This is a genomic window from Cereibacter sp. Soil_C_27 (assembly GCF_057657095.1).
This window is the reverse complement of the sequence record NZ_JBDGJD010000015.1, coordinates 1-25,558: the sequence shown is the minus strand read 5'-3', so window position 1 is coordinate 25,558 and position 25,558 is coordinate 1. Positions and strand designations below refer to the sequence as shown.

Sequence of the window (25,558 nt, the reverse complement as noted above, 5' to 3'; positions counted from 1 at the left end):
CCCGAGCCCCCTGCCCTGCGGCTGCACCCGAGCCTGACGGAACTCTATCGCAAGAGGATCGCGGATCTGGCGGCGGCGCTTTCGGACCCGTCCGTGAAGCTGGAGGCGACCGAGGCCCTGCGCGGGTTGGTCTCCGAGGTGCGGATGATCCCTGACGCGACGGCACAGGACGGCCATCGCATTGAACTTACGGGCGAACTGGCGAACATCGTGGCTTTGGGAGGAGCGGATATGACAAAGCCCCCGCGATTGGCGAGGGCTGGTGTCAGTCTTGGGTCGGAAACGATGGTTGCGGGGACAGGATTTGGACACTGCTTGCACCGAGCAAAGATAGCGACTGCTCGAACTGCCAACCGCAAAGCGGTCGTGAGGCCAGAAAACGTTCGCCTTGTCGCAAGCTACGGCTCACGCCAATCGCACCCGAAACGTCCTTTTACGTTCTAAGAGCCGCTAAGCTGAGCGAACGGGTGGTCGTCAGGAGGTTCCGCGAAGCGTCTAACATCGCGCGCTACGCAACTTGAGAAGAACGCCATCATCGAACTAAAAGCATGACCAAGGCCTCCAATCCGAGATACACGGTGAGTATCGCTTATCGGCAATAGCCGGTGGCTGGGGGATGCAGTCATCCGCTGACCAGCATCTTCCGAAGCGAGACCGCAGGCGTCACTGATAGGCGCGCTGCATACCGCTGGCCCCCAATGGCGGGTATTTGCCAGAGGTTAGGCGGCCGTGTGATGCGGGGCGAAGCCCTGCGGCAGATCCGGACGCCACGGCTCCGAGGCGCAGGGTCCGCCAAGAACGCTCGAACCCGTTCCTGAAGACGATGCACCGCTGGCTCGTCCCACAGGCGCGCCACTGCCGCCAAATACGACAGCCGTCCTACCATCGAGCATTCCCGTCGCTCATCTTCTGGATTGGGCGGGTTCAGCATCTCTTTCATCCTCGCTGCGCGACAAAGGCAGCGTAGCTGTCAAGAATTGCCTGCCAGCCACGCCGTTGCATTTCGATCGGGTTGTCGCCTCGGGGTCGAAAATCGTCGTGACGCGCGTGCCGTTGCCCTCGGTGGTGAAGGTGGTGCGGGCGCTACGTCCTTCGTCGAGGCGCAGCGTCAGTGCGTCGGGAGCGTCGACCTCCTTGTAGTTCCGGTGACGTCGAAGCCGAAGGACCCGCCGCGCGCCTCCATCCGGGCGCGGTGCGCGCCGCCGACGCGGATATCGACGTCGGCTAAAGGGCGATGCCAGTCCGGGCCGGCCTGACTCCACAGCACGATCGCCCGGGGGTTGGTGAGGGCCGCCAGGCATCGGCGGGGGCGACATCAATGAAGGCGTCTATGGTGATTGGGCTGGGTCCGGGCATGGGCAGTCCTTACAGTGCTTCGATGCGGTTATCCTGCCGCGCCGCTTCAGTTCTTGCGCGCCTTGAGGAGTCAGACCGGTCTGTACCGCAACCTGACCACATCATCGTCCATCAGATCATGAGAAATCAGCTGCAGCGGCGGCCGGGGTCCGGCGAAATAGGGGGTGCCGCGACCAAGCACGACGGGGTGCAGGTAGATGCGATATTCGTCGATCAGGCCAAGCTCGGTGAAACTTGCCGCCAAATCCGGGCCGGCCACTTCGATCTCGCCATCCTGCTCGGCCTTCAGCGCACGGACCGCACCCTCGAGGTCGCCTTGAAGGAGTGTGGCGTTAGGGCCGACCGCCTGAAGCGTATGCGAGACGACCCATTTCGGCTGCTTGCGCCATGCCGAGGCGAATGCCCGCTCTGCGTCACCCCACCCGGCCTGGTCATCGTCCCAATAGCGCATGATCTCATAGATCTTGCGGCCGTAAATGCTGCCGGTCTGTTTTTCAGCCTCCTCGATGAAGTGGCCAAAGAGCGTGGCACTCGGCGCAAACGCCATGTGGTCGACGTATCCGTCAAGGGATTGGTTCATTCCAAACACAATACTGGCCATTCACCCTCCTCCTCTGTCCTGAAAAGCGCCGGCCGGGTCACCCCGCCCACGCGGCGTGTATGGCCGCCAAGTTGATTTTTTTGCATGATCATCATCGCGGCGAAGGCGCGCGTCGCCGCGCGCGGTCAGTACTTCAGTCAGTGTGCGCGGCATCACCTGCCAGTTCACGCCCCAGCGCTGCTTGCACCACACGCTACCATTTTCGTTACCGCCGTTGCCCACGTCCCTCAACATGGCCTTGCCTTGGCGTTTGGTCCGCCGGTGCGCCCGCTCTCTCAAGCGGGAGCGTTCTCGGCGAAGACCGCCAATTGTGTGGTCAGCGCCTTCTCGAAGCCCGGCCGCGACATGCAGCGCTCAAGATAAGTGGAAACCACTGAATAACCGGCCAGCACTGGTTCCTCCTGCAAGCCGCGCAGGACGGTAGCCATGGCGATGTCGGCCACACCGAAACGCCCTGTCAGCCAAGTGCGACCCTCAAGCCAAGCCGCCAGAGATCTCAGCCGCAGGTCCACCAACCGCTCGGCATGGGGCCGCAACCCGGCAACCCAGTCTTCGCCAGCATGGAAGGTCCCCGGCAGAATCAGATTGTCGATCTTCGGTTCCAGCGTGTTCAGCGCGGCAAAGATCCATGCCTGCGTCTGTGCCGCCTCCTGCGCGCTCCTGGGCCGCAGGATGTCGGACTGTTCGGAAATCCGTAGCAGGATCGCTCCGGATTCAAACAACTCGACCTCGTCGTCGCGATAGGCCGGAACCTGTCCGAACGGCTGCCAGCGGCGATAGTCAGGCACGTCCGGCGCGCCGTTGGACAGCAGATGGACATTGTAGTCGAGCCCTGCCTCAGCCAGCGCCCAACGGGGCCGGATGTCCTTGACATAGCCTTGGGCAAAAGCCGGCACCCAGGCAAAGCTGCTGATCTCGATGGTCATGCCGCCGCCTCCCCATCAAGCGCGCCCGCTGCCTGCGCGGATTGTGTGCCAATCTGCAGGACCGCCCATTTTATACCGAATGGGTCCTGCAGAAGGCCCCAGTCATCACCCCAAAACTGCCTCTCGTAAGGCACGAGCACGGCGCAACCGGCGTCGATCGCGCGATCCCACCATACTTGGCCATCGGCGACTACCAGCTGCAAATGGCCGAAATTTACTGACGGGGGCGTGCCGTCGCCCGTATGATCGGTGAGCATCAGCATTCCGCCATTGATCGAAACCTGCGCATGCATGAGCCCTGTTTCGCCTTCGGGGTGGGGCATCCGGCCCGCATCCTCGGCCGCGAATGCGCGCATGTAGAAGTCAATCGCATCACCTGCCCGACCGCCCATGGCCAGATACGGGATGACGCCCTGCATTGGAAAAGGCTCTGCCATTGGTTCCTCCCTGCGACAGAATGGGTGGTTGAGTCCCATGGTTTAGTTTGATATCAAAATGAAATGAATGACGCAACCCTCGACCGTCTGCCGCGTGAAACGGTTCACCATATCCGCGACACTTGCCTGTGCCTGGCCACGCAGCGCGCGGCGCGGCGTCTCGCCCGCAGGTTCGATGCGGTGCTACGGCCTTTCGGCCTGACCAACGGCCAATTCTCGCTCATGGTGGCGCTGAATCAACCGGAGCCGCCTGCCATCGGGCGCCTTGGGCCCTTTCTCGGGATGGACCCGTCAACCCTTACAGCAGCCGTCAAGCCGCTAGCCCGACGCGGTTTGCTGACTGTGGAGCCCGACGCCAAAGACCGCCGCTCACGCCGTCTGCGGATCACTCCGGCGGGGGTGGCGCTGATGCGCGAAGCCGTCGACATTTGGCGCGCTGAGCATGTGGCCCTAGAGGAAGACATGGACGAGGACCTTCCCGAGACCCTTCGGCGGGGCCTGGCGGGCATCAGGTAGTTATCCAAGGTGCAGAGCGCCGCGAGGACTGCATCTGGATATCCTTTCACACACGCTAGATCCGACAATATTGCGAGACAGCCTTCTTGGGGGAGCCGCTCGGACATGTCGCATCATCGCGCCCCGCCATGGACATTGCTGTTGCGAGACTATCTTCAACCACTCAAGGTTGTGTCAGATGACAACGCCTTGGCCGGTGTGGTGGCCAACAGGACGCTCGAGGCGATTGCTGCTCTCGATCTGAATGCGATGATGGCTGTCGAGTGCAAGGATAGACCCGACCTGATGGTCCGCGTGGACGTGAAGCGAAAGCAAATCGTCCTGCTGCTCAGGGAGGACCCGGCGGTCCTGGGCGGCGTCATTGAGGGAGTGCCCTATATGCTGCCGTCCTATCGCGGCCGCGGCTTTGGGGCAGAGCTGGTTTGCTTCTCCGATCTGCCCAAGGGGTTCGCGCTCAGGCCAGCGCTGTATTCTGTCTCAGGATTACGAAGTCGCGTCAGTGCACACCGCCGCCATCTCGAACGTACGCTCCGCATGGATCCAAGCGTCGTACCCGTCCACGTACGGGTTGAATACGCTGCCGACGTAAGACGTTCAGCCTGAACAATGTGTTCAGCCTGATATGCTGGCCTGATCCTGCCGGTCCTGGGCAATTAGGGCCGCCAGGATTGCGGCTATGATCAGCGCAAGCCAAGCCCGGAGATGGGCGAGGATCTTGCGGATATTGTGGCCACAGCCACAGAGCACGGCGAAGAGGGCATCGCCGATGGCGCCCTTCAGGGGACATCTGGCGAGGCGACCGTCGGTTTTCATGTGGCCGATCTCTGCCTCGATGGCGCTGCGGCGGCGGAGGTCAGCGGTCAGCTTCGGCGTCAGGCCGCGGCGGGCGCCGCTGATCAGGACACGGGTCCTGTTCTCACCGTGGCCGCGGTAGCCGCGGTCGACGACGGCGAGGTCGGGGCGCTGGTCGGTCAGGATCGTCACCTGTTCCAGTGCTTGCCTCAGAGTGTGGCCGTCATAGGGATTGCCCGAAAAGCTGCGCATGCCGACGACGAAGCCCTCGTCCAGCGTGGTGGCGACGCTGACCTTGCAGCCGAACTCGTAGCGGACCCGCGCCTTGCCCTTGGAGATGCAGTCGACTTCGGGCTCATGCAGGCATAGATCTTGTCCGCGCCCTTGGGGGGCTGGTGAAGCAGTTGCGACACGAGGCTGAGCTTCCCGATGATGCGATCCCGCAGGTTGCCTTCGGGGATGTCCTGCAGGTGGCGGCGGAGATCCCGCATGACACGACCGGTGTAGCCCTTCAGCCTTTTCAATGCCTTGCGCATGCGTTTGAACTGCTTTGCATGGGCGTAGCGGCCAACCTGCAGCGCCAGTCGCGGTGCAAGGCGCGCGTAGGACTGCCGCAGTTCCACCCCGGCCTCTTGCGCCAGGGCGACCAGTTGATCGCGCGCCCCCTCGTAAAGCCGGGAGTCCGTCGGATGGGCGATCGCCTTTTCCATGACGGTCGTGTCCACCGCCACACGCCTGACGCTGTCCTCGTCGATCACCCCGGACTTCTGCCCGGCCCGGATGGTCTGGGTCAGCAGCCACTCCACACCCTCTTCGCCGATCCGCCCCCGCCAGCGGGTCAACGAAGATGGCTCGATGGGCGGACGGTGCTGGAAGAAGGTCTCGCCGGTGAAGTGCTGGTAGTAGGGGTTCTCGACCCAGCGGGCGACCACCGCCTCGTCCGACAGCCTGTAGGCATGCTGTAGATACAGCAGCCCCGCCACCAGCCGCGGCTCCGTCGCGGGCCGCCCCTTGCCGGACGGGAAGAACCCCGACCATTCCCGGTCGAGCACCTCCCAGTCGATCAACGCCGCCAGCTTCACCAACTCGTGCCGCTGGTCGATCATGTCAACAAGGCGCGGACGCAGCAGATCATCCTGTTCCTCAGTGCGCGGGCGGTGCTTCATGGGCGGGACCGAAATTGCAGGGTATCGGTCGAAATCATACGAAACCCTGCATGTCATGGCGAGAAAAACAGGGCTGTTTCAACGCAAAATCAACAGCATGGCCGTTGTTCAGGGCGAACTAAGACGAATGCAACAGACCCATTATTACAATTATGCCCGGAACTTTTGCGCTCCGGCGCAATTTTATGCATGCGCAGAGCCCCACATGTCCCGGTGGCGGCGAGTGACCCCCTCGCCTCGGCCCTGCGCACCTTATGGCTGAGGAAGAAGGTGTACCGCGGTGCTGGCACAGGGGCAATGAGAGCCTTGAGCTGGCCTTCGGTTCGAGCGGCAGTCGCTCCTGCTCGCTGACTTAGCAGGCGAGCTGCGGCGTGATCACCCAGGTTAAAGAAGGACCGCTTCTATCGAATTGCCCAAGCCGGCACGGATGACGACGATTAGGTTACCGCCCGCGGCGTCCGATGCCAGTACGCATCTATAGACGGTGAGTGGTCAACGTCGACCAGCGTCAACCGCGCATCTCGAGAAGAGGGTCATGCCGAAGGGGAGGCTCGAAACCACCTGACCCTGCATTACCTGCTGCACCACACCCAAGGCTTCCCTCAGCGTATCGCCGCTGTATGGCTTCTCGAGGAACCCGACAGCGAATGAGCGGTGCTTTTCAGCTTCCTCGCGGTTGCCACTGACGAACAGGCAGGGCGTGTTCCATCTCTGCTTGAGGACGGTCGCAGCCTGTCCACCGCCAGCGCCTTGGGACAGGTCCAAGTTTAAAAGAGCCACGTCGATCGGAGTGCATTCGGCGAGGCAAACGGCCTCAGCCGTGGTTGCTACAGGGCCGATAACATTGTGGCCCGCGTCTTTGACTTCATCCGCAAGCATCATCGCAAGCAGGAATTCGTCCTCAAGGATAAGCACGTTCATTGCAGCATTGTCTCCCACTTCCGTCTGAACGAGGACTGTCAGCGAAAGTTCCTGGAAAGTTGGAGCTGCCGGCAGCCGCTCCATTTTGTCTGAGCAGTTCACCCTTGACGGTTCGCGCGGGCGCCATAGCTGTTATATAAAGGTCGCGAGGATAAAATGAACGAAGTATATACTCGGACCTCCTTCGAAAAGATCAGTCCAGACGTTAGAGCTTTGATGAACGCAGCCAACAACAAGAGCTCGGCTGAAAGGTCGGAACGCCAAGCTGCGGCGCGCGCACAGTCTGAGGTCAAGAGGCGCAAGGAGCAGAACAGGCAGTTCTACGACAGTTCTGTGAATATCGCTCTCATCTGCCTACTTGCACTTTGCTGGATCGCCGCCGGGCTTGCGTTTTACCTGCTCTAGGCTGTGCTTTCATATTTTTACAGACTATCGGGGCGCAAGCCCCGTCGTGTCGGGTATCTGAGGCGGAGACATTGCTATTTCCGACAGGTTTCGGAAATTACCTGCACGGCATGCACCGTGATGGTTGGAGTTTTCCCCGGTCGCGCTTTCCCCCTGGAACGTTTTCCACATGCGCTGATTTGATCAACGCGCGGGGTAGCTTCCGTCTAGTTCAGGCGTCCCGGCTCTCCGTCCCGCGCAGCCTAAACTAGATGGAGGCAACCATGCCTCGCTGTGAATGGACGGAGCGGTTCATCGGCGACCGAATGCGCGACCGGCTTCTGAGCCAGGGAGCACATCTTCAGTTTTAATAGCTCTGGCGAGGCACCGGATCTGGTCGGGGTAGATAATAATCGAGGCCAAAGGTGCTGCCTCGCTTGGCATGCGTCGACAGAAGATTCCGCACCTTCAATGACCCATCGCTTTCCCGCCGCCTTCTGCTCAGTTTCGCACCAGTGCTCCTACTTTTGACCTCAAGTTCAGCAGATCAAGGTGGAAGCGGGGACGTACGTGGGCAAGACCAGGATGGTTGGAACAGTTCGCACCGCCGCAGGTTGGAAAAGAAGCACAACATAGGCGCCTAGGGGCAGCGCAATGGATGAGTCGACACGAAGCAAATACGACTCGGAAGTGCTGACACCTGACGTGCAGGCACTACTGACGAGCGCCACGGCCGAGAGCAGCGCCAACCGCACAAAGCGCCGGGCAGCTGCTGGAGCACGGGCCGAAAAGATCTGGCTTGAGAGGAAGCGCCGCCATACGATCTACAATCGTCGGTCTGATCGTTCTCTTGTCGCACTCCTCGCGACTTGCTGGATTGGCGCCGGTCTGACGTACTTCTTCTTCTAAGATGATCGCACGCAGGGTGGAGCCAGCAAGCGGTGGCGTCACGATCAGGCCAGCCATTTACGGCTGGGGGTCTCGCCGTCAGGCGGACCTCGACTTGGACGAGAAGATCGCGCAGTTCCTCCCGCCCTCTTTCGCGGCGTAGAGCGCGGCATCAGCGGCTTCATAAGCCTCAGAGAAAGTCATTTCCGTGGTCTGCCAATAATGCGCCCCGACGCTCGACGTCACAGGCACCGCGATGTTGCCGGGCAGAAGAAGCTCTATCCGCAAATGCTCCACAATCCTGAGCGCGCTGGCGCGGGCTTCCTCTTCAGAAGAGTTGCCGGACAAGACAGCGAATTCTTCGCCTCCCAGCCGCAATATCATGTCGCCCTCTTGCGTGGCATGTCGCAGCGTCTGGGCAACCGAGCGCAGAACTCGGTCGCCCACCGCATGCCCATAGCGATCATTGATCGTCTTGAAGTGGTCGATGTCGATGAGGTGAAGCACGGTCCCACGTGATCTCGTCCGACGCTGTTCCGTCTCGAACAGGCTGTCGAGGCTTCTTCTGTTCAGAAGGCCAGTCAAGGCGTCGGTATCCGCTGCCTGCTGTGCGGCGCGCTCTCGTCGCGCGCGACGACGATCGCTCAGGATGACCTCCCCCAACGTCACGGCTCCCACCACGTTGTAGATCAGGAGGAGCAGGGCGAGCCAGTGCTTCGGCAGCGCATCAGCCGCCATGGGCTGGAAGATCAGTGTGCCGAGAGAGACCGATATCAGCAGGCCGAGGAGCAGAAGGCCCTTCAGGCCTTTCAATCCCAGCTTCCCGCTCAACGGAGCCCAAGCCACACCGAGCATCACCGTGATTGCCATTGAAGCAATGCCGATGAAAGCTGCTTGGCTCACGCCGATGGCGAGGCGAGTGGCAGCCGCCACGGCCAAGGCGATCCCGGCTCCGAACACTCCCACAAAGGCACCGGCAAAGCCGAGGAACAGCGATCGCGCGTCAACGATCACATTCTGCGAGACCGCCAGCGGTTGAAGGATGGAAAGCGAGGCGCCGGCCCCAAAGATAAGGCCGAGCGCCACATGGCGAAGGATGGGACCGGCGATGGCCCGCTGCACGCCGCCATACATCAGGGCAATGGCGGCGATCAGCGTGGCGCTGTTCAGAAGGTGGAGGAAGAGATCCATATTCTGCCTTGCACGGCCTTCGCCCTGTCCGAGCATCGCCCTGCCTGTAGCCTCAGCTCCTGCATCTTCGCAACTTGATAAGTTTGCCTAGCCTTTCCCTACAGCCGAGCTTTGACATATGGGTCACAGTGCGGACTCCGACGGAGGCGCAGGCCTGATATCAGCTCTGGTCCCCCGAGGTGACCGCCGAAGAGGGTTCCGATCGCTTCAGGAGGCGATCGCGCAGGGCAGCTCGCCTGCTGCCTGACTGAGCTCCGGGAGGTCTTTGGGAGGGTCGATGAACAGCGTCATCGCCTCAGGCACATCCCTGATGCGGCTGCCCTCGATGATTGCCTCTACCACCCTCAGCGCATCGATCGTTTCGGCACTCCACGGCCTTGTAAGGCAACCCACCGCGAACTGGCTATATTTCTGGCTGGTAGCGAGGCTGTCGGCGACGAGCAGACAGGGCGTGTCCCAGAAATCGTTCAAAGCTGTGGCCGCCGCTCCGCCATGGTCGCCCTGAACATTGATCATCGCCATGTCCGGCAGGTCGGCGGCAGCGATCCTGAGCGCCTCCTCGACACTGAAGACCGGGCCGAGCACCGTGTGACCGGCTTGTTGAACTTCATACGCCGTTATGGCGCCGAGAAAGCGTTCGTCTTCGAAGACCAAGACCTGCATGTAGCACTCCGTAATCAAGGCCCAGCAAACGCGCGTGTCAACGAATGGTTCCGATGCGCGCAGAAACACCTAAAAGATCCTCGAATTCCTGGGGAGCGACCCCCTACTCCGGCGGCACTGCCCCGACCCAGCGTTCGGTGCGCACCGACTTTCCGCCCTCGAGCAAACGGGCTTTGACGGCATGATCGCGACAAAGGAGCAGCAGGTGACGGTGCATCTCTTTCTGCTCAACCCGCACTCGGCTCGCCCCGGGGCTGGGCGATCGCTATCGGGACTTAGTCTCAGTGATCGTCGGTCGGCCGATGCGGCGCCACAGAACGCGCTAACCTGCGGGGGGACGACTAGGCTGTGCGCCGCAGCCTCGACGGGAGGGCAATACTGACCTCGGTGCAGACAGCCCAGACCAACGAGAAAAGCGTGGAGATCCTGGTAGGTCTGGAAGCCAGCGACGGCCGCATCGCCTATTCGAGCAACTCGATCAACGCCGGAAGGCCGGTGATCGCGAGACGAGGCGGCCTAGCGCGACCACTGCTACTTGGCGGTCTGCGCAAACAAGGCGTCGAAGCGCTTCTTCGCCTTGCCCTTCTGCGGAACGGCGCGTGCCGCCTCCAGATTGACCGGAGCACCGACCGCGATCAGCCCGACCATGCCCATCCCGGCATGCGGCGTGCATTTGATGCCGTAGACGCCTTCCTCAGTAAAGGTGACCGCGAATTCTTCGCTCATCTTGCTTTTGAAAGCTTCGGTGCCTTCCGGCAGCATGCCCTTGATCGTCTCGACATTGTGACCCTGATCGGTGGGACGGAACACCACGGTGTCTCCGGGGGCGATGGCTGTGAAGGCGGGCTCGAACACCATGATGCCGTCGGCGCCCTTGTTGAGCATCTTCACCTCGAAGGTGGCGGCGGCGGTGGAGACGGACAGCATCAGGCTGGCGAGGGCGGCGGTGCAGAGGATCTTGAACATCTGGTTTCCTTTTAAGTGCATGGAGAGAATCTAGCGGATGTCGCGGCGCGGTTCTTTGCGCCGCCACAACCTTCGGGCGGGGTCAGGCGTTAGCCGGTCGCCGCGCCAATTTAGGGCGAAGCAGCACCGGGCTGATGCGCCAGATGAAGAGCCCGAAGCCCGCCACCCACAGCGCTGCGGCAATCCACAGCCCGCCGATCCCGGCGATCTCTGCGTCGGGCAGGACAACCCGCACCAGCGCCGCCAGCGCCACGCAGGCGAAACCCGTGGTGAGGACGCGGCCCGCCTCCAGCGCCCGGCCGGTGTGGCCAAGCGAGGCGCGCATCATCACCGCGACCGTCATGCCGCCCGTCGAGCCGATGCCGAGCAGATGCATCCCGGTCGCCGTCGGCAGCAGGCCCAGCCCGGCCAAGGCGGTCGCCAGAAGGCCGAGCGGCAGGAAGAGATAGGCGAGATGCAGCATCAGGAGCAGCGGCGAGCGCCAGGTCCGCTCGCCGTGCCAGCGGGACAGCCGGACGGCGTGCAGGAGCGCCGCCGCCATCAGGCACAGGGCGCTGACGACCGCCTCGGGCCAGGCCGTCCAAAGCAGCATCGCCACGGCCGCCGCGATCAGGCAGATCCCGTCGAACCGGCCGAAGGGCGCGGGCAGCGGCGTCACGCCCTGCTTGACCATCCAGTTCCGGGTGAAGCTGGGAATGATGCGCCCGCCGATAAGCATGATCAGGAAGGCCACCACCGCGAAGCCCAGACGGCGGCCGATGTCGCTGCTGCCCGTCATCATCGCCTCGAGGTGGAAGGTGACGTTGGCGGCCAGATAGATCCCGACCGGGATCACCACCTTCAGGTTGCCCCAGTTCCTTCCGGCGACGATCTCGGCGATCACCATCGCGGCGACCGCCGCCAGGAAGGCGGCGTCGATCAGCAGGATTATGAGCGGCGAGACCCCGAAAGCCCCCGCGACTGCCAGCCTGCCGAGGCACCACAGCACGACCAGCACGATCAGCGGCAGGCCGCGGGTTGGCATCCGGCCGGTCCAGTTCGGCACCGCGGTGAAGAGAAAGCCCGCCAGCACGGCCGAGGTGTAGCCGAAGAGCAATTCGTGGATGTGCCAGTCCAGCGGCGAGAACGGGCCGCCCAGCGTCAGCCGGCCGGAATAGGCCAGCATCCAGACCGGAACCACCCCCAAGGCGAACAGCGCCGCCCCCAGGAAGAACGGCCGGAAGCCGTAGCTGAACAGCGCGGGGCCGGTGTAGTCGGGTTTGTTCACCATCTCTGCCTCCTTGGGGATGGAAAAAGGGCGACGCGAGCCCCGCGCCGCCCAAGGTGATCAGCCAGGGCTGGGACGCTCGCGGCTGCCTACGAAGCGCCGGCAACCGGCAGGTTTCGTATCCGACGGTTATAGGTTAGGCAGGACGGGCCGCTCGTTGTGCTGGCGCAACCTTCCGGACCGACCGTGAACAAGCTCGACGAAAGCCTTCTCAGCGCGCTGCCGCCCTTCAGCCGGCTGGACAGGGCGCAGATCCGCGCGATCCTCGATCTGGCGACGCCGCGCCGCTATGACGAGGGCGTGGCGGTCTTCGGCGAGGGGCTGGCGGCCGAGCGCTTCTTCCTGCTGCTGGACGGCACGATCCGGGCGATCCGCACCACGCCGGGCGGCGAGCAGATCATCGCGCTGCATATCGGGCCGGGGCAGCTGTTCGGCATCGCCCCCGCGCTCGGGCGCGACACCTATCCGGCGACGGCGATGACAGCGGCGGAATCGCTGGCGCTGTCGTGGCCGGTGCGGCACTGGGCGGAGTTCACCCAGCGCTATGACGGCTTCGCCACCGAGACCTACCGCACCGTCGGTGCGCGGCTGGGCGAGATGCAGGCCCGCATCACCGAGCTCGCCACCCAGCAGGTCGAGCAGCGGGTGGCGGCGGCACTGTTGCGGATGGCAACCCAATCGGGCCGCAAGGTGGCGAGCGGGATCGAGATCGGCTTTCCGATCACCCGGCAGAACATCTCGGACATGACCGGCACGACGCTGCACACCGTCAGCCGCTTGCTTAGCGCCTGGGAAAAGCAGGGCATCGTGGAAAGCGCGCGCAGGCGCATCGTGGTGACGGCGCCGCATCGGTTGGTGATGTTGAGCGGGGCGGAAGGCTAGGCGCCGAGCGGCGGCGGGTGCTCCGCTCATACGGCGGCCGGGCGAGCGATCAGGCTGACCCGGCGCGCGGATCCGCGGCGGGAGCGGTCGCCATCGGCCCGGACGGCAGGAAGCGGGCTTCGAGGGCGATGTCGGCCAAAGTGTAGGCGTCGAGCACATCGAGGAAGGCGGCGGTCGCATTCGACAGGATCGGCGGAATCCGACACTGCGCCTCGATGCGGCAGCGCTGGCCGGTCTGGAAACATTCGACCATCTCGAAATCGGCCTCGGTGGCGCGCACCACCGCGCCCAGCCTGATCCGGTCCGCCGGGGCGGCCAGCCGGTAGCCCCCGCTGCGGCCCCGCTCGCCATGCAGGAAGCCGGCGTGGGTCAGCAGCATCACCACCTTCTTCAGATGGCCCTGCGAGATGCCATAGACTGCCGCCGTCTCGGCGATCGTCACCCGCCGCCCCTCGGGCACGGAAGCCGCGAAGACGAGCACGCGCAAGGCATAGTCGCTGAATTTGGTCAGACGCATCGGTCCTCCGGTCTCGCTGGGTGTGACAGTCGCAGCTGCGGCGGTCATTGACCTCCATCAAGCATTGCCCTGCTGCGACTCGCCTGCAACCGGCTTTCTGACGCGGATGTAAAAAGGATAGATTACATGACCTATATCAAAGTGAGACTCATGCGCCGCGCCTAGCAAGGCGGCATGACCTGTATCCTGCGCCTCTGCCTCTCCGCCCTGCTCAGCCTCGCGCTGATCGGCTCCGGCATGACCGCAGGCGCGGATCACCGCGGACCGATGGCGGGGCAGACCGCGATGGTGATCTGCTCCGGTGACGGCGCGAGGACGGTCACGCTGGATGCCGAGGGCAATGTCGTCGATCCGCCGGACTGCGCCGGGCACGGCTGCCCCGACTGCCTGCAGCCGGGCCCAGCCCTCGTGCCGCAGGCCCTTGCCCGCCCGTTCCCGCCCGTCACCCGTTGCGAGACCTGCCTGCCGCGGCCGGAACGCCCCCTTGACCGCTCCGCCGTCACCGGGACGGCGCGTGGCCCCCCGTCCGAGGTCTGACCGATGCTGTGCTCCCTGGCCCTCCGCCTGCTTACCCTCTGCGCCCTCCTGTTCCCGCTCGCCATCGTCGGGCCGGCGCAGGCCGACACCCCTCTCCTGCCGCATTACCTTGCCGAGGTGCCTGCCGCCGAGCTGGTGCCCGGGGGCGACGCCTACGGGGCGCTGCGCGCCGACCTGCCGGCGGCGCCGGTGCTGCGCGGCGGCGAAACGGTGGCTTGGGCCTTCCTCACCTCGGATTTCGTCGGCACCACCGGCTATTCCGGCAAGCCGATCCATGTGCTCGGGGCTGTCGACCTTGATGGCCGGATGGCCGGGCTGAAGATGGTGAAGCATTCCGAGCCCATCGTGCTGGTAGGCATCCCGGAGGCGAAGATCCGGGCGCTGATCGCCGGCTATGTCGGCTTCAATTTCGTCGAGGAGGCTGAGGGCGGCGACCATGACCTGAACATCATCTCCGGCGCGACTGTGACGGTGATGGTGATCGACGACTCCATCCTGCGCTCTGGGCTCCGGGTGGCGCGGGCCCTGGGCCTTGGCGGGCTGCAGGCCGAGGCCGCCGCGATCGGGCCGCAGCGCGAGCTGGCGCCCGACGCCAGCGCAGCGACCGATTGGCAGACGCTGCTGGGCGACGGCACGCTGCGGCGGCTGTCGCTGGACGTGGGCCAGATCAACGCGGCCTTCGCCGAACTGGGCGATCCCCGCGCAACCGCGCGGCCAGAGCCCGGCGCGCCGGAGGCTGGCTTCATCGATGTCTATGCCAGCCTCGTCAGCGTTCCGGCCATCGGCCGCAGCCTGCTCGGCGAGGCCGAGGCCGCCAACCTGCAGGCCTGGCTGCAACCAGGCGACAGCGCGCTGATGCTGTCCGGGCGGGGCGACTATTCCTACAAGGGCTCCGGCTATGTGCGCGGCGGGATCTTCGACCGCTTCGTGCTGATCCAGGGCGAGACGACGATCCGCTTCCGCGACAGGCAGCACCGCAGGCTGGGCGGCATCATGGCCAGCGGCGCGCCGACGCTGCCGGAGATGGACCTGTTCCGCATCCCCGCCGATACCGGCTTCGACCCGACCGAGCCGTTCCGGCTGCAACTGCTGGTGCATCGCAACGTCGGGCCGATCGAGAAGGTCTTCACCACCTTCGATCTGGGCTACCAGCTGCCGCCCGCCTATCTGCGCGCGCTGCCGCCGCCTGCCCTGCCGGCTGAGGTGGCGTCCTCCGAGCAGACGGCGCAATCCGACCTCTGGCAGCGCATCTGGCGCGACAGCACGGTCGAGATCGCGGGCGTGCTGGCGATGCTGGCCGTGCTGACCGCCGCCTTCTTCTTCCAGTTCTGGGTGACGCGGTCGGACCGGCTGTTCTTCTGGTTCCGCATCGGCTTCCTCACCACGACGCTGGTCTTCCTCGGCTGGTACGCCAATGCGCAGCTTTCCATCGTCAACCTGATGGCGCTGGTCTCCTCGCTGATCACGGGTTTCTCCTGGCAGGCGTTCCTTCTAGACCCGCTGACCTTCATCCTCTGGTCCTCGGTCGCCGCCGCGCTGCTGTTCTGGGGCCGCGGCGCTTATTGCGGCTGGCTCTGCCCCTTCGGCGCGCTGCAGGAGCTGACCAACCGCCTCGCCCGGCTCTGCCGCGTCCCGCAATGGATGCTGCCCTGGGGGCTGCACGAGCGGCTCTGGGCGGTGAAATACATCCTGTTCCTCGGGCTCTTCGCGGTGACGCTGGCCTCGGTCGACCGGGCCGAACAGCTGGCCGAGATCGAGCCGTTCAAGACCGCCATCGTGCTGAAGTTCGACCGGGCCTGGCCCTTCGTGCTCTACGCGCTGGTCCTGCTGGGGCTCGGGCTCTTCGTCGAGCGGTTCTACTGCCGCTACCTCTGCCCGCTCGGCGCGGCGCTGGCGATCCCGGCGCGGATCAGGATGTTCGACTGGCTGAAACGCTACCACGAATGCGGCAGCCCCTGTCAGACCTGCGCCAACGAATGCCCCGTCCAGGCGATCCACCCCACGGGCGAGATCAACCCGAACGAGTGCGTCAACTGCCTGCATTGCCAGGTGCTCTACCAGTCGAAGGCGAAGTGCCCGGTGGTCATCAAGCAGATGAAGCGCCGCCAGTCCATCGCCACGGCGCGGGACCTCTCGGACCCCGCCATCGCAAACCATCCCAACCTGAAGGAAAGACAAAATGTCTGACAGATCGGAAACCACAGGCATCAGCCGCCGCGGGCTGCTGGGCGCAACCGCCGGCGGAGCGATGCTGGGCGCCTTTGGCGCACCGCAGGCCGCGGTCCTGCTCGGCGGCGCCGGCGTGGCCACGGTGGCCGCCACCGGCACGGCCCGCGCCCAAGGCGCGCATGCCAACCTCGCCCCCGGCGAGCTGGACGAATACTACGGCTTCTGGTCCTCGGGCCAGACCGGCGAGATGCGCATCCTCGGCATCCCCTCGATGCGCGAGCTGATGCGGGTGCCGGTGTTCAACCGCTGCTCGGCCACCGGCTGGGGCCAGACCAACGAGTCGCTGCACATCCTCACGGAATCGATGAGCCAGAAGACGCGCGACTATCTCGCCGCAAATGGCAAGAAGGTGCATGACAACGGCGACCTGCACCATGTCCACATGTCCTTCACCGAGGGCAAGTACGACGGCCGCTACCTGTTCATGAACGACAAGGCCAACACCCGCGTCGCCCGGGTGCGCTGCGACGTGATGAAGACCGACAAGGTGCTGGAGATCCCGAACGCCCGGGCGATCCACGGCATGCGTCCGCAGAAATGGCCGCGCACCAACTACATCTTCGCCAATGGCGAGGACGAGGGCCCAATGATCAACGACGGCAAAATCCTCGATGACCCGTCGCAATACGTGAACTTCTTCAGCGCCATCAACGCCGACGAGATGACAATGGGCTGGCAGGTCATGGTCACCGGCAACCTCGACAACACCGAGGCCGACTACGACGGCAAATACGCCTTCTCGACCTCCTACAACTCGGAGATGGGCACCAACCTCGGCGAGATGATGGAGGCGGAGACCGACCACGTCGTGGTGTTCAACATCGCCGAGATCGAGAAGGGGATCGCCGCGGGCGACTACACCGAGCTCAACGGCGTGAAGGTGCTGGACGGCCGCAAGGGCAAGAACAAGCAGTACACTCGCTACATCCCGATCGCCAACAACCCGCATGGCTGCAACATGGCGCCGGACCGCAAGCACCTCTGCATCGCGGGCAAGCTGTCGCCCACGGTGACGGTGATCGACGTGTCGCTGATCGACGCGCTGTTTGCCGGCGACGCGGACCCGCGCTCGGTCGTGGTGGCCGAGCCGGAGCTGGGCCTCGGCCCGCTGCACACCGCCTTCGACGGCGCCGGCAACGCCTATACCTCGCTGTTCCTCGACAGCCAGGTGGTCAAGTGGAACATCCAGATGGCGATCGACGCCTACAAGGGCGCGCAGGTCGATCCGATCCTCGACAAGATCGACGTGCAGTACCAGCCGGGCCACCTGAAGACCTCGATGGGCGAGACGCTGGAGGCCGACGGCAAGTGGCTGGTCTGCCTATGCAAGTTTTCGAAGGACCGCTTCCTGAACGTCGGCCCTCTGAAACCCGAGAACGACCAGTTGATCGACATCTCGGGCGACAAGATGGTACTCTTGCACGACGGCCCCAACTTCGCCGAGCCGCATGACGCCATCGCGGTGCATGCCTCGAAGATGACCAACATCCGTTCGGTCTGGGACCGGCAGGACCGGATGTGGGCCGAGACCCGCAAGCAGGCCGAGGCCGACGGGGTGAACATCGACGACTTCACCGATGCTGTCATCCGCGACGGCAACAAGGTGCGGGTCTACATGACCTCGATCGCGCCGACGTTCAGCCTCGAGAAGTTCACCGTGCAGCAGGGCGACGAGGTGACGATGATCATCACCAACCTCGATGACGTGGACGACCTGACGCATGGCTTCACCATGGGCGATCACGGCGTCGCCATGGAGGTGGCGCCGCAGGCCACCGCCTCGGTGACCTTCGTCGCGGCCAAGCCGGGCGTCTACTGGTACTACTGCCAGTGGTTCTGCCACGCGCTCCACATGGAGATGCGCGGCCGGATGTTCGTCGAGCCGAAGGCGGCCTGACCATGTGGCGCCCCCTCCTCTGCCTGCTGCTTGCGCTGGCTGCCCCCGTGGCGGCCGGGGAACGGCTGGTGCCCGCCGAGGCGGGGGCGCTGCTGTCCGCCATTTCCAGGGCGGATCCCGGCGACGTGCTGATCCTCGCGCCGGGCCCCCATGACGGCCCGGTGCTGCTCGACCGCCCGGTGACGCTGGACGGCAAGGGACAGGCGGTGATCGACGGTCACGGCAAGGGCAGCGTGATCCGGGTGACCGGCGACGACGTGACGCTGCGCGGGCTGGAGATCGTCGGCTCGGGCAGTTCGCATACCGACATCGACAGCGGCATCCGCCTGCTGAAGGGCGCCGAGCGCCCGCTGGTTGAGGGCAACCGGCTCATCGGCAATCTGGTCGGCGTGGACGTGCATGGGGCGACCGAGGCTACCCTGCGCGGCAACACAATCGTCGGGCGGCGCGATGCGCATATGAACGCCCGCGGCAACGGCGTCTACGTCTGGATGGCCCCGGGGCTTCTGGTTGAGGGCAACGACATCCGCTTCGGTCGCGACGGGATCTTCGTCAACGTCTCGCACCACAACACCTTCCGCAACAACCTGCTGCGCGACCTGCGCTTCGGGGTGCATTACATGTATGCCAACAACAACGAGGTCTCGGGCAACATCTCGATCGGCAACCACCTCGGCTTCGCGCTGATGTCCTCGCATCACCTGACGGTGACGGACAACCTGAGCCTGGGCGACCGCAGCCACGGGGTGATGCTGAACGCGGTGAGCAACGCCGAGATCGCGGGCAACCTGGTGCGCGGCGGCGCCGAGAAATGCACCTTCATCTACAACGCGCAGCGCAATGTCATCCACGACAACCGCTTCGAGGGCTGCGCCATCGGCATCCATTTCACCGCCGGCTCCGAGAAGAACACGCTGACCGGCAACGCCTTCATCGGCAACCGCGAGCAGGTGAAATATGTCGGCTCCCGTGATATCGAGTGGAGCTTCGAGGGGCAGGGCAACTTCTGGTCGGATCATCCGGCCTTCGATCTGGACGGCGACGGCATCGCCGACGGGCGGTTCCGGCCCAACGACCTCATGGATCACATCCTCTGGTCCCAGCCCGCAGCGGCGCTGCTGATCGGCTCTCCGGCCGTGCAACTGATCCGCTGGAGCCAGGCCAATTTCCCGGCGACCCTGCCCGGCGGCGTGCGGGATTCCTTCCCGCTGATGACGCCGGTGACGATCGCCGTCCCTGAACATATCGCCGCGATGGAGGCCGCCTCGCGGCCCGACTGGGCCAATGGAGCACTTGACGATGCAGAGCTTGACCCTCTCGGCGGTCACTAAGACCTATGACGGCGCGGCGGCGCTGGATGCCGTCGGTTTCACCGTAGCCCCCGGAGAGCGCGTGGCGCTGCTGGGCCATAACGGAGCCGGAAAATCCACGCTGATGAAGATCGTGCTGGGGCTGATCCCCTGCGACAGCGGTCGGGTGGAGGTGTTGGGCCATGCCCCCGGCAGCACTGCGGCACGGGCCCGCGTTTCTTACCTGCCGGAGAGCGCCGCCTTCCACCCGGCGCTGACCGGGCTGGAGCAGCTGGAATACTATCTGCGGCTGCGCGGCGAAAGCCCGGCGCTGGCGATGCGCCTCTTGGAGCGTGTGAACCTCGGCGCGGCGGCGCGGCGGCGGATCGGCACCTACTCCAAAGGCATGCGGCAACGCGTCGGCCTCGCGCAGGCCCTGATCGGGCAGCCGCAGCTGATGGTGCTGGACGAGCCGACCAGCGGCCTCGACCCGGTGTCGCGCCGCGACTTCTACGGGATTCTGGACGAGCTGGCCGCTTCGGGCACCGCGATCCTGCTGTCCAGCCACGCGCTGACCGAGGTGGAGGCGCGGACCGACCGGATTGTCATCCTCTCCGGCGGCAGGCTGATGGCGGACGACACGCTGGCCGCCCTGCGCCGCCGGGCAAGCCTGCCGATCCGCCTGCATGTCACCGCCCGCCCCGACACGGTGGACACGGTCGCCGCGCGGCTGCCGGGCAGCCGGCACAGCAACGTTGCAGGGATCGACCTCTTCTGCGGTCAGGACGACAAGCTGGCGCGGCTGGGGCAGATCGCCGGTCTGGGGAGCCTGATCGAGGATGTGGAGATCGTGCCGCCCAGTCTGGAAGACATCTACAGCCACTTCAGCCGGAGGGCCGCCGAATGAGCCGCTTCCTCGCCACCACCGGGGCCGAGCTGCGGATCGCCTTGCGCAACCGCTGGGTGGCCATCGTCGTCGTCATGATGGCGCTGTTCTCGCTGGTGCTGGCCGCCGCCGGCAGCGGCGCCACCGGCGCGGTCGAGGCCGACCGGCTGTCGGTGACGGTGGCCAGCCTGACCAGCCTCGCTGTCTATCTCGTGCCGCTCGTGGCCCTGCTGATGTCCTTCGACGCCGTCGCGGGCGAGGTGGAGCGCGGCACGCTGGCGCTGGTGCTGGCCTATCCGATCACCCGGGCCGAGCTGCTCCTGGGCAAGTTCACCGCCCATCTGGCCATCCTCGCGCTGGCCATAGGCGTCGGCTACGGCCTCGCCGCCGGCTCCGCCTTCGCCTTCGACCCGGAGGCCATGGCGGGCCTGCCGGCGCTGCTGCGGCTGTTCTGGACCTCGCTTCTGCTCGGCGCCGCCTTCCTCGGCATCGGCTATGCGCTCTCGGCGGTCGCCCGCCGTCCCGGCGCCGCCGCCGGTCTGGCCATCGGCCTCTGGCTGGTGCTGGTCGTGCTCTACGATCTGGGGCTGCTGGCCGCCGTGGTCGCCGACAGCGGCGGCGGCTTCACCATGCATGTCTTCCCCTGGCTCCTGCTGTGCAACCCGGCGGATGCCTTCCGGCTGTTCAACCTCTCCGCCTCTTCCGCCACCGCGGCGGCGGCGGGTGTCGCGGGCGCGGCCAATGCCATACCGCCGCTGCACGCGCTTTTGTCGATGCTGCTCTGGCCGCTCGCCGCCTTCGGGCTGGCGGTGGCCGCCTTCCGAAGGATCACCCCATGAAACGCCTGATGCTCGTCGCGCTCCTCGCCCTGCCGGGATGCCGGGAAGAGGCCGCCAACCGCCCGCTGCCGGTCGCGCTAAGCGCCGAGGCCGTGGGGCATTACTGCCAGATGGACCTGCTGGGCCACCCCGGACCCAAGGCGCAGGTGCATCTGGCGGGCATCGAGGCGCCGCTGTTCTTCAGCCAGGTGCGCGACGCCCTCGCCTTCCAGCGGATGCCCGAACAGGAAGGCGCCATCACCGCGATCTATGTGAACGACATGGGCGCGGCGCAAAGCTGGCAGGAGCCGGGGGTGACCAACTGGATCGACGCGGAAAGCGCCGTCTATGTAGTCGGCTCCGCCGCCCGCGGCGGCATGGATGCGCCGGAGCTGGTGCCTTTCTCCGACGAGACCGCTGCACAAGACTTTGCCGGGCGCGAGGGCGGCGCGGTGATGGCCTTCGCCGCGATCGGCGACCGCGACGTGCTGGAGCCGGTGGCCCCGGCAGAGGACAGCGACGAGGCAAGCTACGCCGACTCCCTCCGCAGGCTTTCGGCCCGGAGGCAGAACTGATGCAGCTCTCCCGCCGCCGCTTGCTGACGCTCAGCGCCGCCCTGATGGTCGCCAACCCGGCGCAGGCCGCGCCGATTCACCGCGCCCGTGGTCAGGCGCTCGGCGCGACCGTGACAATCCTGCTCGCCCATCCCGACGCGCCACGCATCGCCGCCCGCGCCATGGCGGAAATCGCCCGGCTGGAGCGGATCTTCAGCCTCTACGATCCAGGCTCGGAGCTGAGCCGGCTGAACGCCGAGGCGCGGCTCGACGCTCCCTCCTTCGAGCTGCTGGATTGCCTCACCCTTTGCGACCGGGTGCATGCGACGACGGCGGGAGCCTTCGATCCAACAATCCAGCCGCTCTGGGCCAGCTACGCCCGGCATTTCGCCACTGGAGGCCCGCCGGACACCAAGACGATCGAGGCGGAACGCCGCAAGACCGGCTGGGACAAGCTGCGTTTCGACGAGACGCGGGTCCGGCTGGAGCCCGGCATGGCGCTGACGCTGAACGGGGTCGCTCAAGGGTTCATCGCCGACCGGGTATCCGAACTGCTGAAGGCCGAGGGGCTGGATGACATCCTAGTGGACACGGGCGAGCTGCGCGCGTTGGGAGGCCATCCGAACGGCGGCGCCTGGCCCGTCGATCTGTCCTCCGGCGAGGCTCTGACCCTGCGCAACATGGCGCTCGCCAGCTCCGCGCCGGGTGGCACGGTGTTCGATGCGGCGGGACAGGTCGGGCACATCCTCGACCCGCGCACAGGCCTGCCCGCCACCCCCCGCTGGGATTTGGTCAGCGTAACCAGCCCGAGCGCGGCCCTTGCCGACGCCCTGAGCACCGCCTTCTGCCTGATGGATCGGCAGGCGGTCGACCTTGCCCTGGCCAAGGCACCACAGGCGCGGCTGGCCGGTCTGAAGGCGCAGGTGTGAAGCGCCTGGTCCTCCGGCGGGCGCGGGGCCCGAAGTCGCGTGGGCCATAGAGACAGGGCAGGATGATCTCACGCGCACCCAGCTCGCGTAAGGAATCTCCGGCGCGCGGGGCTGGCCCGACAGCGAGTAGGCGCAGGGGGATTTGCAGTCTCGCCAAGGGCATCATGCAGGTCAGCGCGGTGATGATCAGCCGTTTGCGACAGGGTCTGGCCGACATGTGCGACCTCCTTCCCTGTTGAGTCTTGTCCACCTCCCGCCGGCTTTCCGCATGATGGTGCGCGACACCTCGTGCAGTGGCCTTCGGACCCGGGCGCGCCTTCTACGTTCTGTCGGACAGGGTGTGTGCATCCATTCCCACTACACGGGCTGCCCGACGGAACGCGGCTTCCGCCGGGTGAACCTGAAGGTTCTCAGGAAATCATCGACGTTGCAGTGCCGCCGCGACTGGCGCAGCCCGGCGATGATGGCGCGACCCTCCTGCGCGCGACATGCAAGCCCCGGGCAGGGGGCCGTGATCTGATGGATGACTGCATGTGAGTTCGGCCGCAGGGCGGCCTTCAGCGCCATCCGGCAGCTTCGTCGAACTGGCCGAGGCGGACATGGGACAATGCTCTGGAGGCGAGCATGGCAAAGAGCAGCGGATCGAAGGGCTCAGCCCGCGCGATCAGACTGAGGCCTCAACCGCCATCGCGGCGTTTCCCGTCTGGGACTGCACGAACAACAGCGCACAATGGCCGAGCGCGAAGTTGGGGCTGAGCCCAACCGCGTGCGATCGGGGCTGGACGCTTGCGACGCTAGACCGCACGCAATGCGAAGTGCTGCATCTGACGACCTCGGTCCTGTTCACAGCGGTCGTGCTCTGGCATCTGGCGCTGCACGCTGCCACGCTGAAGAACCTGATCCGGGGGGCCACGAGTTACAGCCTGCGCCATGGGACGGAACTGCTGGCCGCCGCGCGGGCAATTCTGGTCATCGTCGCGCTGGTGCTGGCCGACCACCGCCGCCGAGCTGCTGCAGCTGCTGGCCGGCTTCATGAAGCGCAAATCCTGGTGATCGCAGGCCCGGCTGGCTTGCGGCAGATCAGGGCGGAGGGAGCCGGCAGGTTGTAGAGGATCGGCTAGCCAAAGGATGGGCGCATGCCGGATCTCGACATCTTCTCGCGGCTCGCGGTGGCCCTGGCCATCGGCCTGATGGTCGGGATCGAGCGCGGCTGGAAGGCGCGCGACGCCGGCGACAACGACCGTGCGGCGGGGCTGCGCACCTTCGGCCTCTCCGGGCTGATGGGCGGAGTCGCTGGCGCGCTGAGCCTGCCGCTCGGCCCGTCGATCCTCGCCGCGGCTCTGCTGAGCTATGCCGGGGCGCTGGGGGCCTTCACCTGGCTCGAGGCGCAGCGGAAGGGCAATCTAAGCGCCACCACCCTGGTGGCGGGGCTGCTGACCTTCCTGCTGGGGGCCATGGCGACCGTGGGCGAGCCGCGGCCGGCGATTGCCGCGGCGGTCAGCATGACTGTGGTCCTGGCGCTGCGCAGCCAGCTGCACCGCTGGCTCGCCGCCCTCACTTGGCCCGAGATCCGCGCCGGGCTGATCCTGCTGGTGATGACCTTCCTGCTGCTGCCGCTGTTGCCGGACCGGCCGGTCGACCCCTGGCAGACGGTCAATCCGCACGAGGTCTGGCTGCGGGCCATCATGCTGGCGCTGATCTCCTTCACCGGCTACATCGCCGTTCGGATCTTCGGCGAGCGGATGGGCGTGCTCGTCACCGCGATCGCCGGCGGGCTGTCCTCCTCCACCGCGACGACCCTCACCTTCGCCCGGCTCGGACGCGAGCAACCGCAGGCGGTCGACCTGCTGGCCGGCGGCATCCTGATCAGCGGCGCGGTGATGGCGCTGCGGGTGCTGGCGGTCGCTTCGGCGTTGAACCCGGCGCTCGGGACCCCGCTCGCCGCGGCCCTCGGGGCCGCCGCGCTGACGCTGGCCGCTTCGGCGCTGCTCCTGATCTTCGGCGCGGGCGGCGCTCTGGCAGGCGACCGGCGGGCGCGGCTGACCATCGGCAACCCGCTGGAGGTCGGCGCCTCGCTGAAGCTGTCGGCCTTCGTCGTCGCGATCACAATGGGCTCGCAGCTTGCGCGGGCGGTCTGGGGCGACGCCGGGGTGCTCGGGCTCGCGGCGCTATCGGGCCTCGCCGATGTCGACGCGATCACCCTGTCGATGGCCCGGCTCGACGCCGCGACCGGGCTCGCGGCGCAGGCCATCCTGCTGGCGGTCGCGGTCAACACGGGCTCCAAGGCCTGCCTCGCCGGCTGGGTCGGCGGCAGGGCGATCGGCCTGCGCACCGGCCTCGCCAGCGCCGTCGCCGTCGCCGCGGCGCTGCTGGCCCGATACTGGCCCGGCTGACAGCCCGGTCGGGCGAACGGCTGAGCGGCTTGACGGAACGTCGCCCTCCCGCAGAATGCAGGCACGGAGGGCGGCATTCTTCTGGGCAGGCGGAGGCTCATTAACCGGCTGCGCCCGTCAGTCTGCCTGCGCTGCGGCGGCGCGCAGGGCGCGGCGGAACTCGGTCTCGTCCGTTTTGTATTCCAGACAGGCGTCGTCGGCCACCGTGTGGAACGGCGAGATCGGACAGGCGAAGCAGTGCATCCGTCGGTCGAGGAACAGCTGCGCGGTCGGCGGCCAGCGGCGGAAGAGTTCGTTCAACGTCAGATCCGGGTCCTCGAGGGTCATCGTCATCCGGCGCTCCCTGCCGACAGGCGGCGTGCCCGATCCCTGCAGCATGGCCCGGCCAATCGCCCGGCTCTTTGTGCTGCGACAACCTTCGCGTCGGGGCGGCGGGCTAGACACGGCCCACCCGGAACCATCGCCAGGACCGACCTCATGTCAGAGATCCTCACGAAATCGCGGGCCAGAAACGTGTTCTACGGAGGATCCCTGTTCTTCGCAGCCATCTTCG

The 25,558-nt window shown here is 65.8% G+C and carries 23 protein-coding genes and 3 pseudogenes; 15 read left to right on the top strand and 11 right to left on the bottom strand.

Annotated features, from left to right (window positions below):
* A pseudogene (locus AC3A5Z_RS23780) lies at positions 1-444 on the top strand (hypothetical protein); the annotation flags it as partial.
* A 982-nt stretch (positions 445-1,426) separates the two neighbouring features.
* Here the strand turns inward: AC3A5Z_RS23780 and AC3A5Z_RS23775 are convergent.
* The 3 genes from AC3A5Z_RS23775 to AC3A5Z_RS23765 all read right to left on the bottom strand — a co-directional run bounded on the left by AC3A5Z_RS23775 (position 1,427) and on the right by AC3A5Z_RS23765 (position 3,320).
* Positions 1,427-1,957 carry a dihydrofolate reductase family protein gene (locus AC3A5Z_RS23775; protein WP_487521747.1) on the bottom strand — a complete coding sequence of 177 codons (531 nt, stop codon included), beginning with the start codon at positions 1,955-1,957 and terminating at the stop codon, positions 1,427-1,429.
* Between the two features lie 275 nt (positions 1,958-2,232).
* On the bottom strand, positions 2,233-2,883 hold the full coding sequence (locus AC3A5Z_RS23770; protein WP_487521746.1) for a glutathione S-transferase family protein: 651 nt from the start codon (positions 2,881-2,883) through the stop codon (positions 2,233-2,235).
* A complete protein-coding gene (locus tag AC3A5Z_RS23765; protein ID WP_487521745.1) occupies positions 2,880-3,320 on the bottom strand; it encodes a VOC family protein in 441 nt (146 codons plus the stop codon). Before AC3A5Z_RS23765 ends, AC3A5Z_RS23770 begins: the two co-directional genes overlap by 4 nt.
* Before the next feature lie 63 nt (positions 3,321-3,383).
* Here AC3A5Z_RS23765 and AC3A5Z_RS23760 point away from each other — a divergent pair, with 63 nt between their 5' ends.
* Both AC3A5Z_RS23760 and AC3A5Z_RS23755 read left to right on the top strand, forming a co-directional pair.
* Positions 3,384-3,836: a MarR family winged helix-turn-helix transcriptional regulator gene (locus AC3A5Z_RS23760; RefSeq protein ID WP_487521744.1), complete on the top strand. Its 453-nt coding sequence runs from the start codon at positions 3,384-3,386 to the stop codon at positions 3,834-3,836.
* A gap of 105 nt (positions 3,837-3,941) precedes the next feature.
* Complete coding sequence (locus AC3A5Z_RS23755; protein WP_487521743.1) at positions 3,942-4,439, top strand: hypothetical protein; 498 nt, start codon at positions 3,942-3,944, stop codon at positions 4,437-4,439.
* Between the two features lie 9 nt (positions 4,440-4,448).
* On the opposite strand, the pseudogene AC3A5Z_RS23750 reads toward AC3A5Z_RS23755, so the two are convergent.
* The 6 genes and pseudogenes from AC3A5Z_RS23750 to AC3A5Z_RS23725 form a co-directional block, all read right to left on the bottom strand.
* A pseudogene (locus tag AC3A5Z_RS23750) lies at positions 4,449-5,794 on the bottom strand (IS5 family transposase).
* 492 nt (positions 5,795-6,286) lie between these two features.
* Positions 6,287-6,799 (bottom strand): response regulator, encoded by a 513-nt coding sequence (locus AC3A5Z_RS23745; RefSeq protein ID WP_487521742.1) that lies wholly within the window; start codon positions 6,797-6,799, stop codon positions 6,287-6,289.
* A gap of 1,287 nt (positions 6,800-8,086) precedes the next feature.
* Positions 8,087-9,178 carry a GGDEF domain-containing protein gene (locus tag AC3A5Z_RS23740; RefSeq protein ID WP_487521741.1) on the bottom strand — a complete coding sequence of 364 codons (1,092 nt, stop codon included), beginning with the start codon at positions 9,176-9,178 and terminating at the stop codon, positions 8,087-8,089.
* Positions 9,179-9,385: 207 nt separating this feature from the next.
* Positions 9,386-9,841, bottom strand: coding sequence for a response regulator (locus AC3A5Z_RS23735; RefSeq protein ID WP_487521740.1), 456 nt, complete (start codon positions 9,839-9,841; stop codon positions 9,386-9,388).
* Positions 9,842-10,372: 531 nt separating this feature from the next.
* Complete coding sequence (locus AC3A5Z_RS23730) at positions 10,373-10,807, bottom strand: pseudoazurin (protein WP_487521739.1); 435 nt, start codon at positions 10,805-10,807, stop codon at positions 10,373-10,375.
* An 82-nt stretch (positions 10,808-10,889) separates the two neighbouring features.
* On the bottom strand, positions 10,890-12,077 hold the full coding sequence (locus AC3A5Z_RS23725; protein ID WP_487521738.1) for an NnrS family protein: 1,188 nt from the start codon (positions 12,075-12,077) through the stop codon (positions 10,890-10,892).
* Positions 12,078-12,260: 183 nt separating this feature from the next.
* Between AC3A5Z_RS23725 and AC3A5Z_RS23720 the strand changes: the two genes are divergently transcribed.
* Positions 12,261-12,956, top strand: coding sequence for a Crp/Fnr family transcriptional regulator (locus tag AC3A5Z_RS23720; protein ID WP_487521737.1), 696 nt, complete (start codon positions 12,261-12,263; stop codon positions 12,954-12,956).
* Between the two features lie 49 nt (positions 12,957-13,005).
* On the opposite strand, the gene AC3A5Z_RS23715 is transcribed toward AC3A5Z_RS23720, so the two are convergent.
* Positions 13,006-13,473 (bottom strand): RrF2 family transcriptional regulator, encoded by a 468-nt coding sequence (locus tag AC3A5Z_RS23715; protein ID WP_487521736.1) that lies wholly within the window; start codon positions 13,471-13,473, stop codon positions 13,006-13,008.
* Between the two features lie 174 nt (positions 13,474-13,647).
* Here AC3A5Z_RS23715 and AC3A5Z_RS23710 point away from each other — a divergent pair, with 174 nt between their 5' ends.
* The 10 genes from AC3A5Z_RS23710 (at position 13,648) to AC3A5Z_RS23665 (ending at position 25,005) form a co-directional block, all read left to right on the top strand.
* A complete protein-coding gene (locus AC3A5Z_RS23710) occupies positions 13,648-14,010 on the top strand; it encodes a hypothetical protein (RefSeq protein ID WP_487521735.1) in 363 nt (120 codons plus the stop codon).
* A 3-nt stretch (positions 14,011-14,013) separates the two neighbouring features.
* The gene (locus AC3A5Z_RS23705) at positions 14,014-16,197 is read left to right on the top strand and encodes a 4Fe-4S binding protein (RefSeq protein WP_487521734.1); all 2,184 of its coding nucleotides are present in this window, start codon (positions 14,014-14,016) and stop codon (positions 16,195-16,197) included.
* Entirely contained in the window at positions 16,190-18,136 is a 1,947-nt protein-coding gene (gene nosZ, locus AC3A5Z_RS23700) for a TAT-dependent nitrous-oxide reductase (RefSeq protein ID WP_487521733.1), read from the top strand. The genes AC3A5Z_RS23705 and nosZ overlap by 8 nt, the downstream gene beginning before the upstream one ends.
* Before the next feature lie 2 nt (positions 18,137-18,138).
* The gene (locus AC3A5Z_RS23695; RefSeq protein WP_487521732.1) at positions 18,139-19,467 is read left to right on the top strand and encodes a nitrous oxide reductase family maturation protein NosD; all 1,329 of its coding nucleotides are present in this window, start codon (positions 18,139-18,141) and stop codon (positions 19,465-19,467) included.
* The gene (locus tag AC3A5Z_RS23690; RefSeq protein ID WP_487521731.1) at positions 19,436-20,332 is read left to right on the top strand and encodes an ABC transporter ATP-binding protein; all 897 of its coding nucleotides are present in this window, start codon (positions 19,436-19,438) and stop codon (positions 20,330-20,332) included. Before AC3A5Z_RS23695 ends, AC3A5Z_RS23690 begins: the two co-directional genes overlap by 32 nt.
* Positions 20,329-21,150 carry an ABC transporter permease gene (locus tag AC3A5Z_RS23685; protein WP_487521730.1) on the top strand — a complete coding sequence of 274 codons (822 nt, stop codon included), beginning with the start codon at positions 20,329-20,331 and terminating at the stop codon, positions 21,148-21,150. The genes AC3A5Z_RS23690 and AC3A5Z_RS23685 overlap by 4 nt, the downstream gene beginning before the upstream one ends.
* On the top strand, positions 21,147-21,704 hold the full coding sequence (locus tag AC3A5Z_RS23680) for a nitrous oxide reductase accessory protein NosL (RefSeq protein WP_487521729.1): 558 nt from the start codon (positions 21,147-21,149) through the stop codon (positions 21,702-21,704). Before AC3A5Z_RS23685 ends, AC3A5Z_RS23680 begins: the two co-directional genes overlap by 4 nt.
* A complete protein-coding gene (locus tag AC3A5Z_RS23675; RefSeq protein ID WP_487521728.1) occupies positions 21,704-22,612 on the top strand; it encodes an FAD:protein FMN transferase in 909 nt (302 codons plus the stop codon). Before AC3A5Z_RS23680 ends, AC3A5Z_RS23675 begins: the two co-directional genes overlap by 1 nt.
* Positions 22,613-23,145: 533 nt before the next feature.
* On the top strand, positions 23,146-23,721 hold the full coding sequence (locus tag AC3A5Z_RS23670; protein WP_487521727.1) for a DUF4405 domain-containing protein: 576 nt from the start codon (positions 23,146-23,148) through the stop codon (positions 23,719-23,721).
* A 27-nt stretch (positions 23,722-23,748) separates the two neighbouring features.
* On the top strand, positions 23,749-25,005 hold the full coding sequence (locus AC3A5Z_RS23665) for an MgtC/SapB family protein (RefSeq protein ID WP_487521726.1): 1,257 nt from the start codon (positions 23,749-23,751) through the stop codon (positions 25,003-25,005).
* Between the two features lie 117 nt (positions 25,006-25,122).
* Here AC3A5Z_RS23665 and AC3A5Z_RS23660 read toward each other — a convergent pair whose 3' ends face one another.
* Entirely contained in the window at positions 25,123-25,338 is a 216-nt protein-coding gene (locus AC3A5Z_RS23660; protein WP_487521725.1) for a hypothetical protein, read from the bottom strand.
* A gap of 144 nt (positions 25,339-25,482) precedes the next feature.
* Here AC3A5Z_RS23660 and AC3A5Z_RS23655 point away from each other — a divergent pair.
* Positions 25,483-25,558, top strand: a pseudogene (locus AC3A5Z_RS23655) (c-type cytochrome); the annotation flags it as partial.

Coding starts and splice junctions, on each gene's coding strand:
- AC3A5Z_RS23715 (WP_487521736.1), bottom strand. CDS start 13,473: ATGCGTCTGACCAAATTCAGCGACTATGCCTTGCGCGTGCTCGTCTTC.
- AC3A5Z_RS23735 (WP_487521740.1), bottom strand. CDS start 9,841: ATGCAGGTCTTGGTCTTCGAAGACGAACGCTTTCTCGGCGCCATAACG.
- AC3A5Z_RS23705 (WP_487521734.1), top strand. CDS start 14,014: ATGCTGTGCTCCCTGGCCCTCCGCCTGCTTACCCTCTGCGCCCTCCTG.
- AC3A5Z_RS23760 (WP_487521744.1), top strand. CDS start 3,384: ATGAATGACGCAACCCTCGACCGTCTGCCGCGTGAAACGGTTCACCAT.
- AC3A5Z_RS23770 (WP_487521746.1), bottom strand. CDS start 2,883: ATGACCATCGAGATCAGCAGCTTTGCCTGGGTGCCGGCTTTTGCCCAA.
- AC3A5Z_RS23675 (WP_487521728.1), top strand. CDS start 21,704: ATGCAGCTCTCCCGCCGCCGCTTGCTGACGCTCAGCGCCGCCCTGATG.
- AC3A5Z_RS23680 (WP_487521729.1), top strand. CDS start 21,147: ATGAAACGCCTGATGCTCGTCGCGCTCCTCGCCCTGCCGGGATGCCGG.
- AC3A5Z_RS23660 (WP_487521725.1), bottom strand. CDS start 25,338: ATGACGATGACCCTCGAGGACCCGGATCTGACGTTGAACGAACTCTTC.
- AC3A5Z_RS23665 (WP_487521726.1), top strand. CDS start 23,749: ATGCCGGATCTCGACATCTTCTCGCGGCTCGCGGTGGCCCTGGCCATC.
- AC3A5Z_RS23740 (WP_487521741.1), bottom strand. CDS start 9,178: ATGGATCTCTTCCTCCACCTTCTGAACAGCGCCACGCTGATCGCCGCC.
- AC3A5Z_RS23725 (WP_487521738.1), bottom strand. CDS start 12,077: ATGGTGAACAAACCCGACTACACCGGCCCCGCGCTGTTCAGCTACGGC.
- AC3A5Z_RS23690 (WP_487521731.1), top strand. CDS start 19,436: ATGCAGAGCTTGACCCTCTCGGCGGTCACTAAGACCTATGACGGCGCG.
- AC3A5Z_RS23745 (WP_487521742.1), bottom strand. CDS start 6,799: ATGGAGCGGCTGCCGGCAGCTCCAACTTTCCAGGAACTTTCGCTGACA.
- AC3A5Z_RS23730 (WP_487521739.1), bottom strand. CDS start 10,807: ATGTTCAAGATCCTCTGCACCGCCGCCCTCGCCAGCCTGATGCTGTCC.
- AC3A5Z_RS23710 (WP_487521735.1), top strand. CDS start 13,648: ATGACCTGTATCCTGCGCCTCTGCCTCTCCGCCCTGCTCAGCCTCGCG.
- AC3A5Z_RS23685 (WP_487521730.1), top strand. CDS start 20,329: ATGAGCCGCTTCCTCGCCACCACCGGGGCCGAGCTGCGGATCGCCTTG.
- AC3A5Z_RS23775 (WP_487521747.1), bottom strand. CDS start 1,957: ATGGCCAGTATTGTGTTTGGAATGAACCAATCCCTTGACGGATACGTC.
- AC3A5Z_RS23755 (WP_487521743.1), top strand. CDS start 3,942: ATGTCGCATCATCGCGCCCCGCCATGGACATTGCTGTTGCGAGACTAT.
- AC3A5Z_RS23695 (WP_487521732.1), top strand. CDS start 18,139: ATGTGGCGCCCCCTCCTCTGCCTGCTGCTTGCGCTGGCTGCCCCCGTG.
- nosZ (WP_487521733.1), top strand. CDS start 16,190: ATGTCTGACAGATCGGAAACCACAGGCATCAGCCGCCGCGGGCTGCTG.
- AC3A5Z_RS23765 (WP_487521745.1), bottom strand. CDS start 3,320: ATGGCAGAGCCTTTTCCAATGCAGGGCGTCATCCCGTATCTGGCCATG.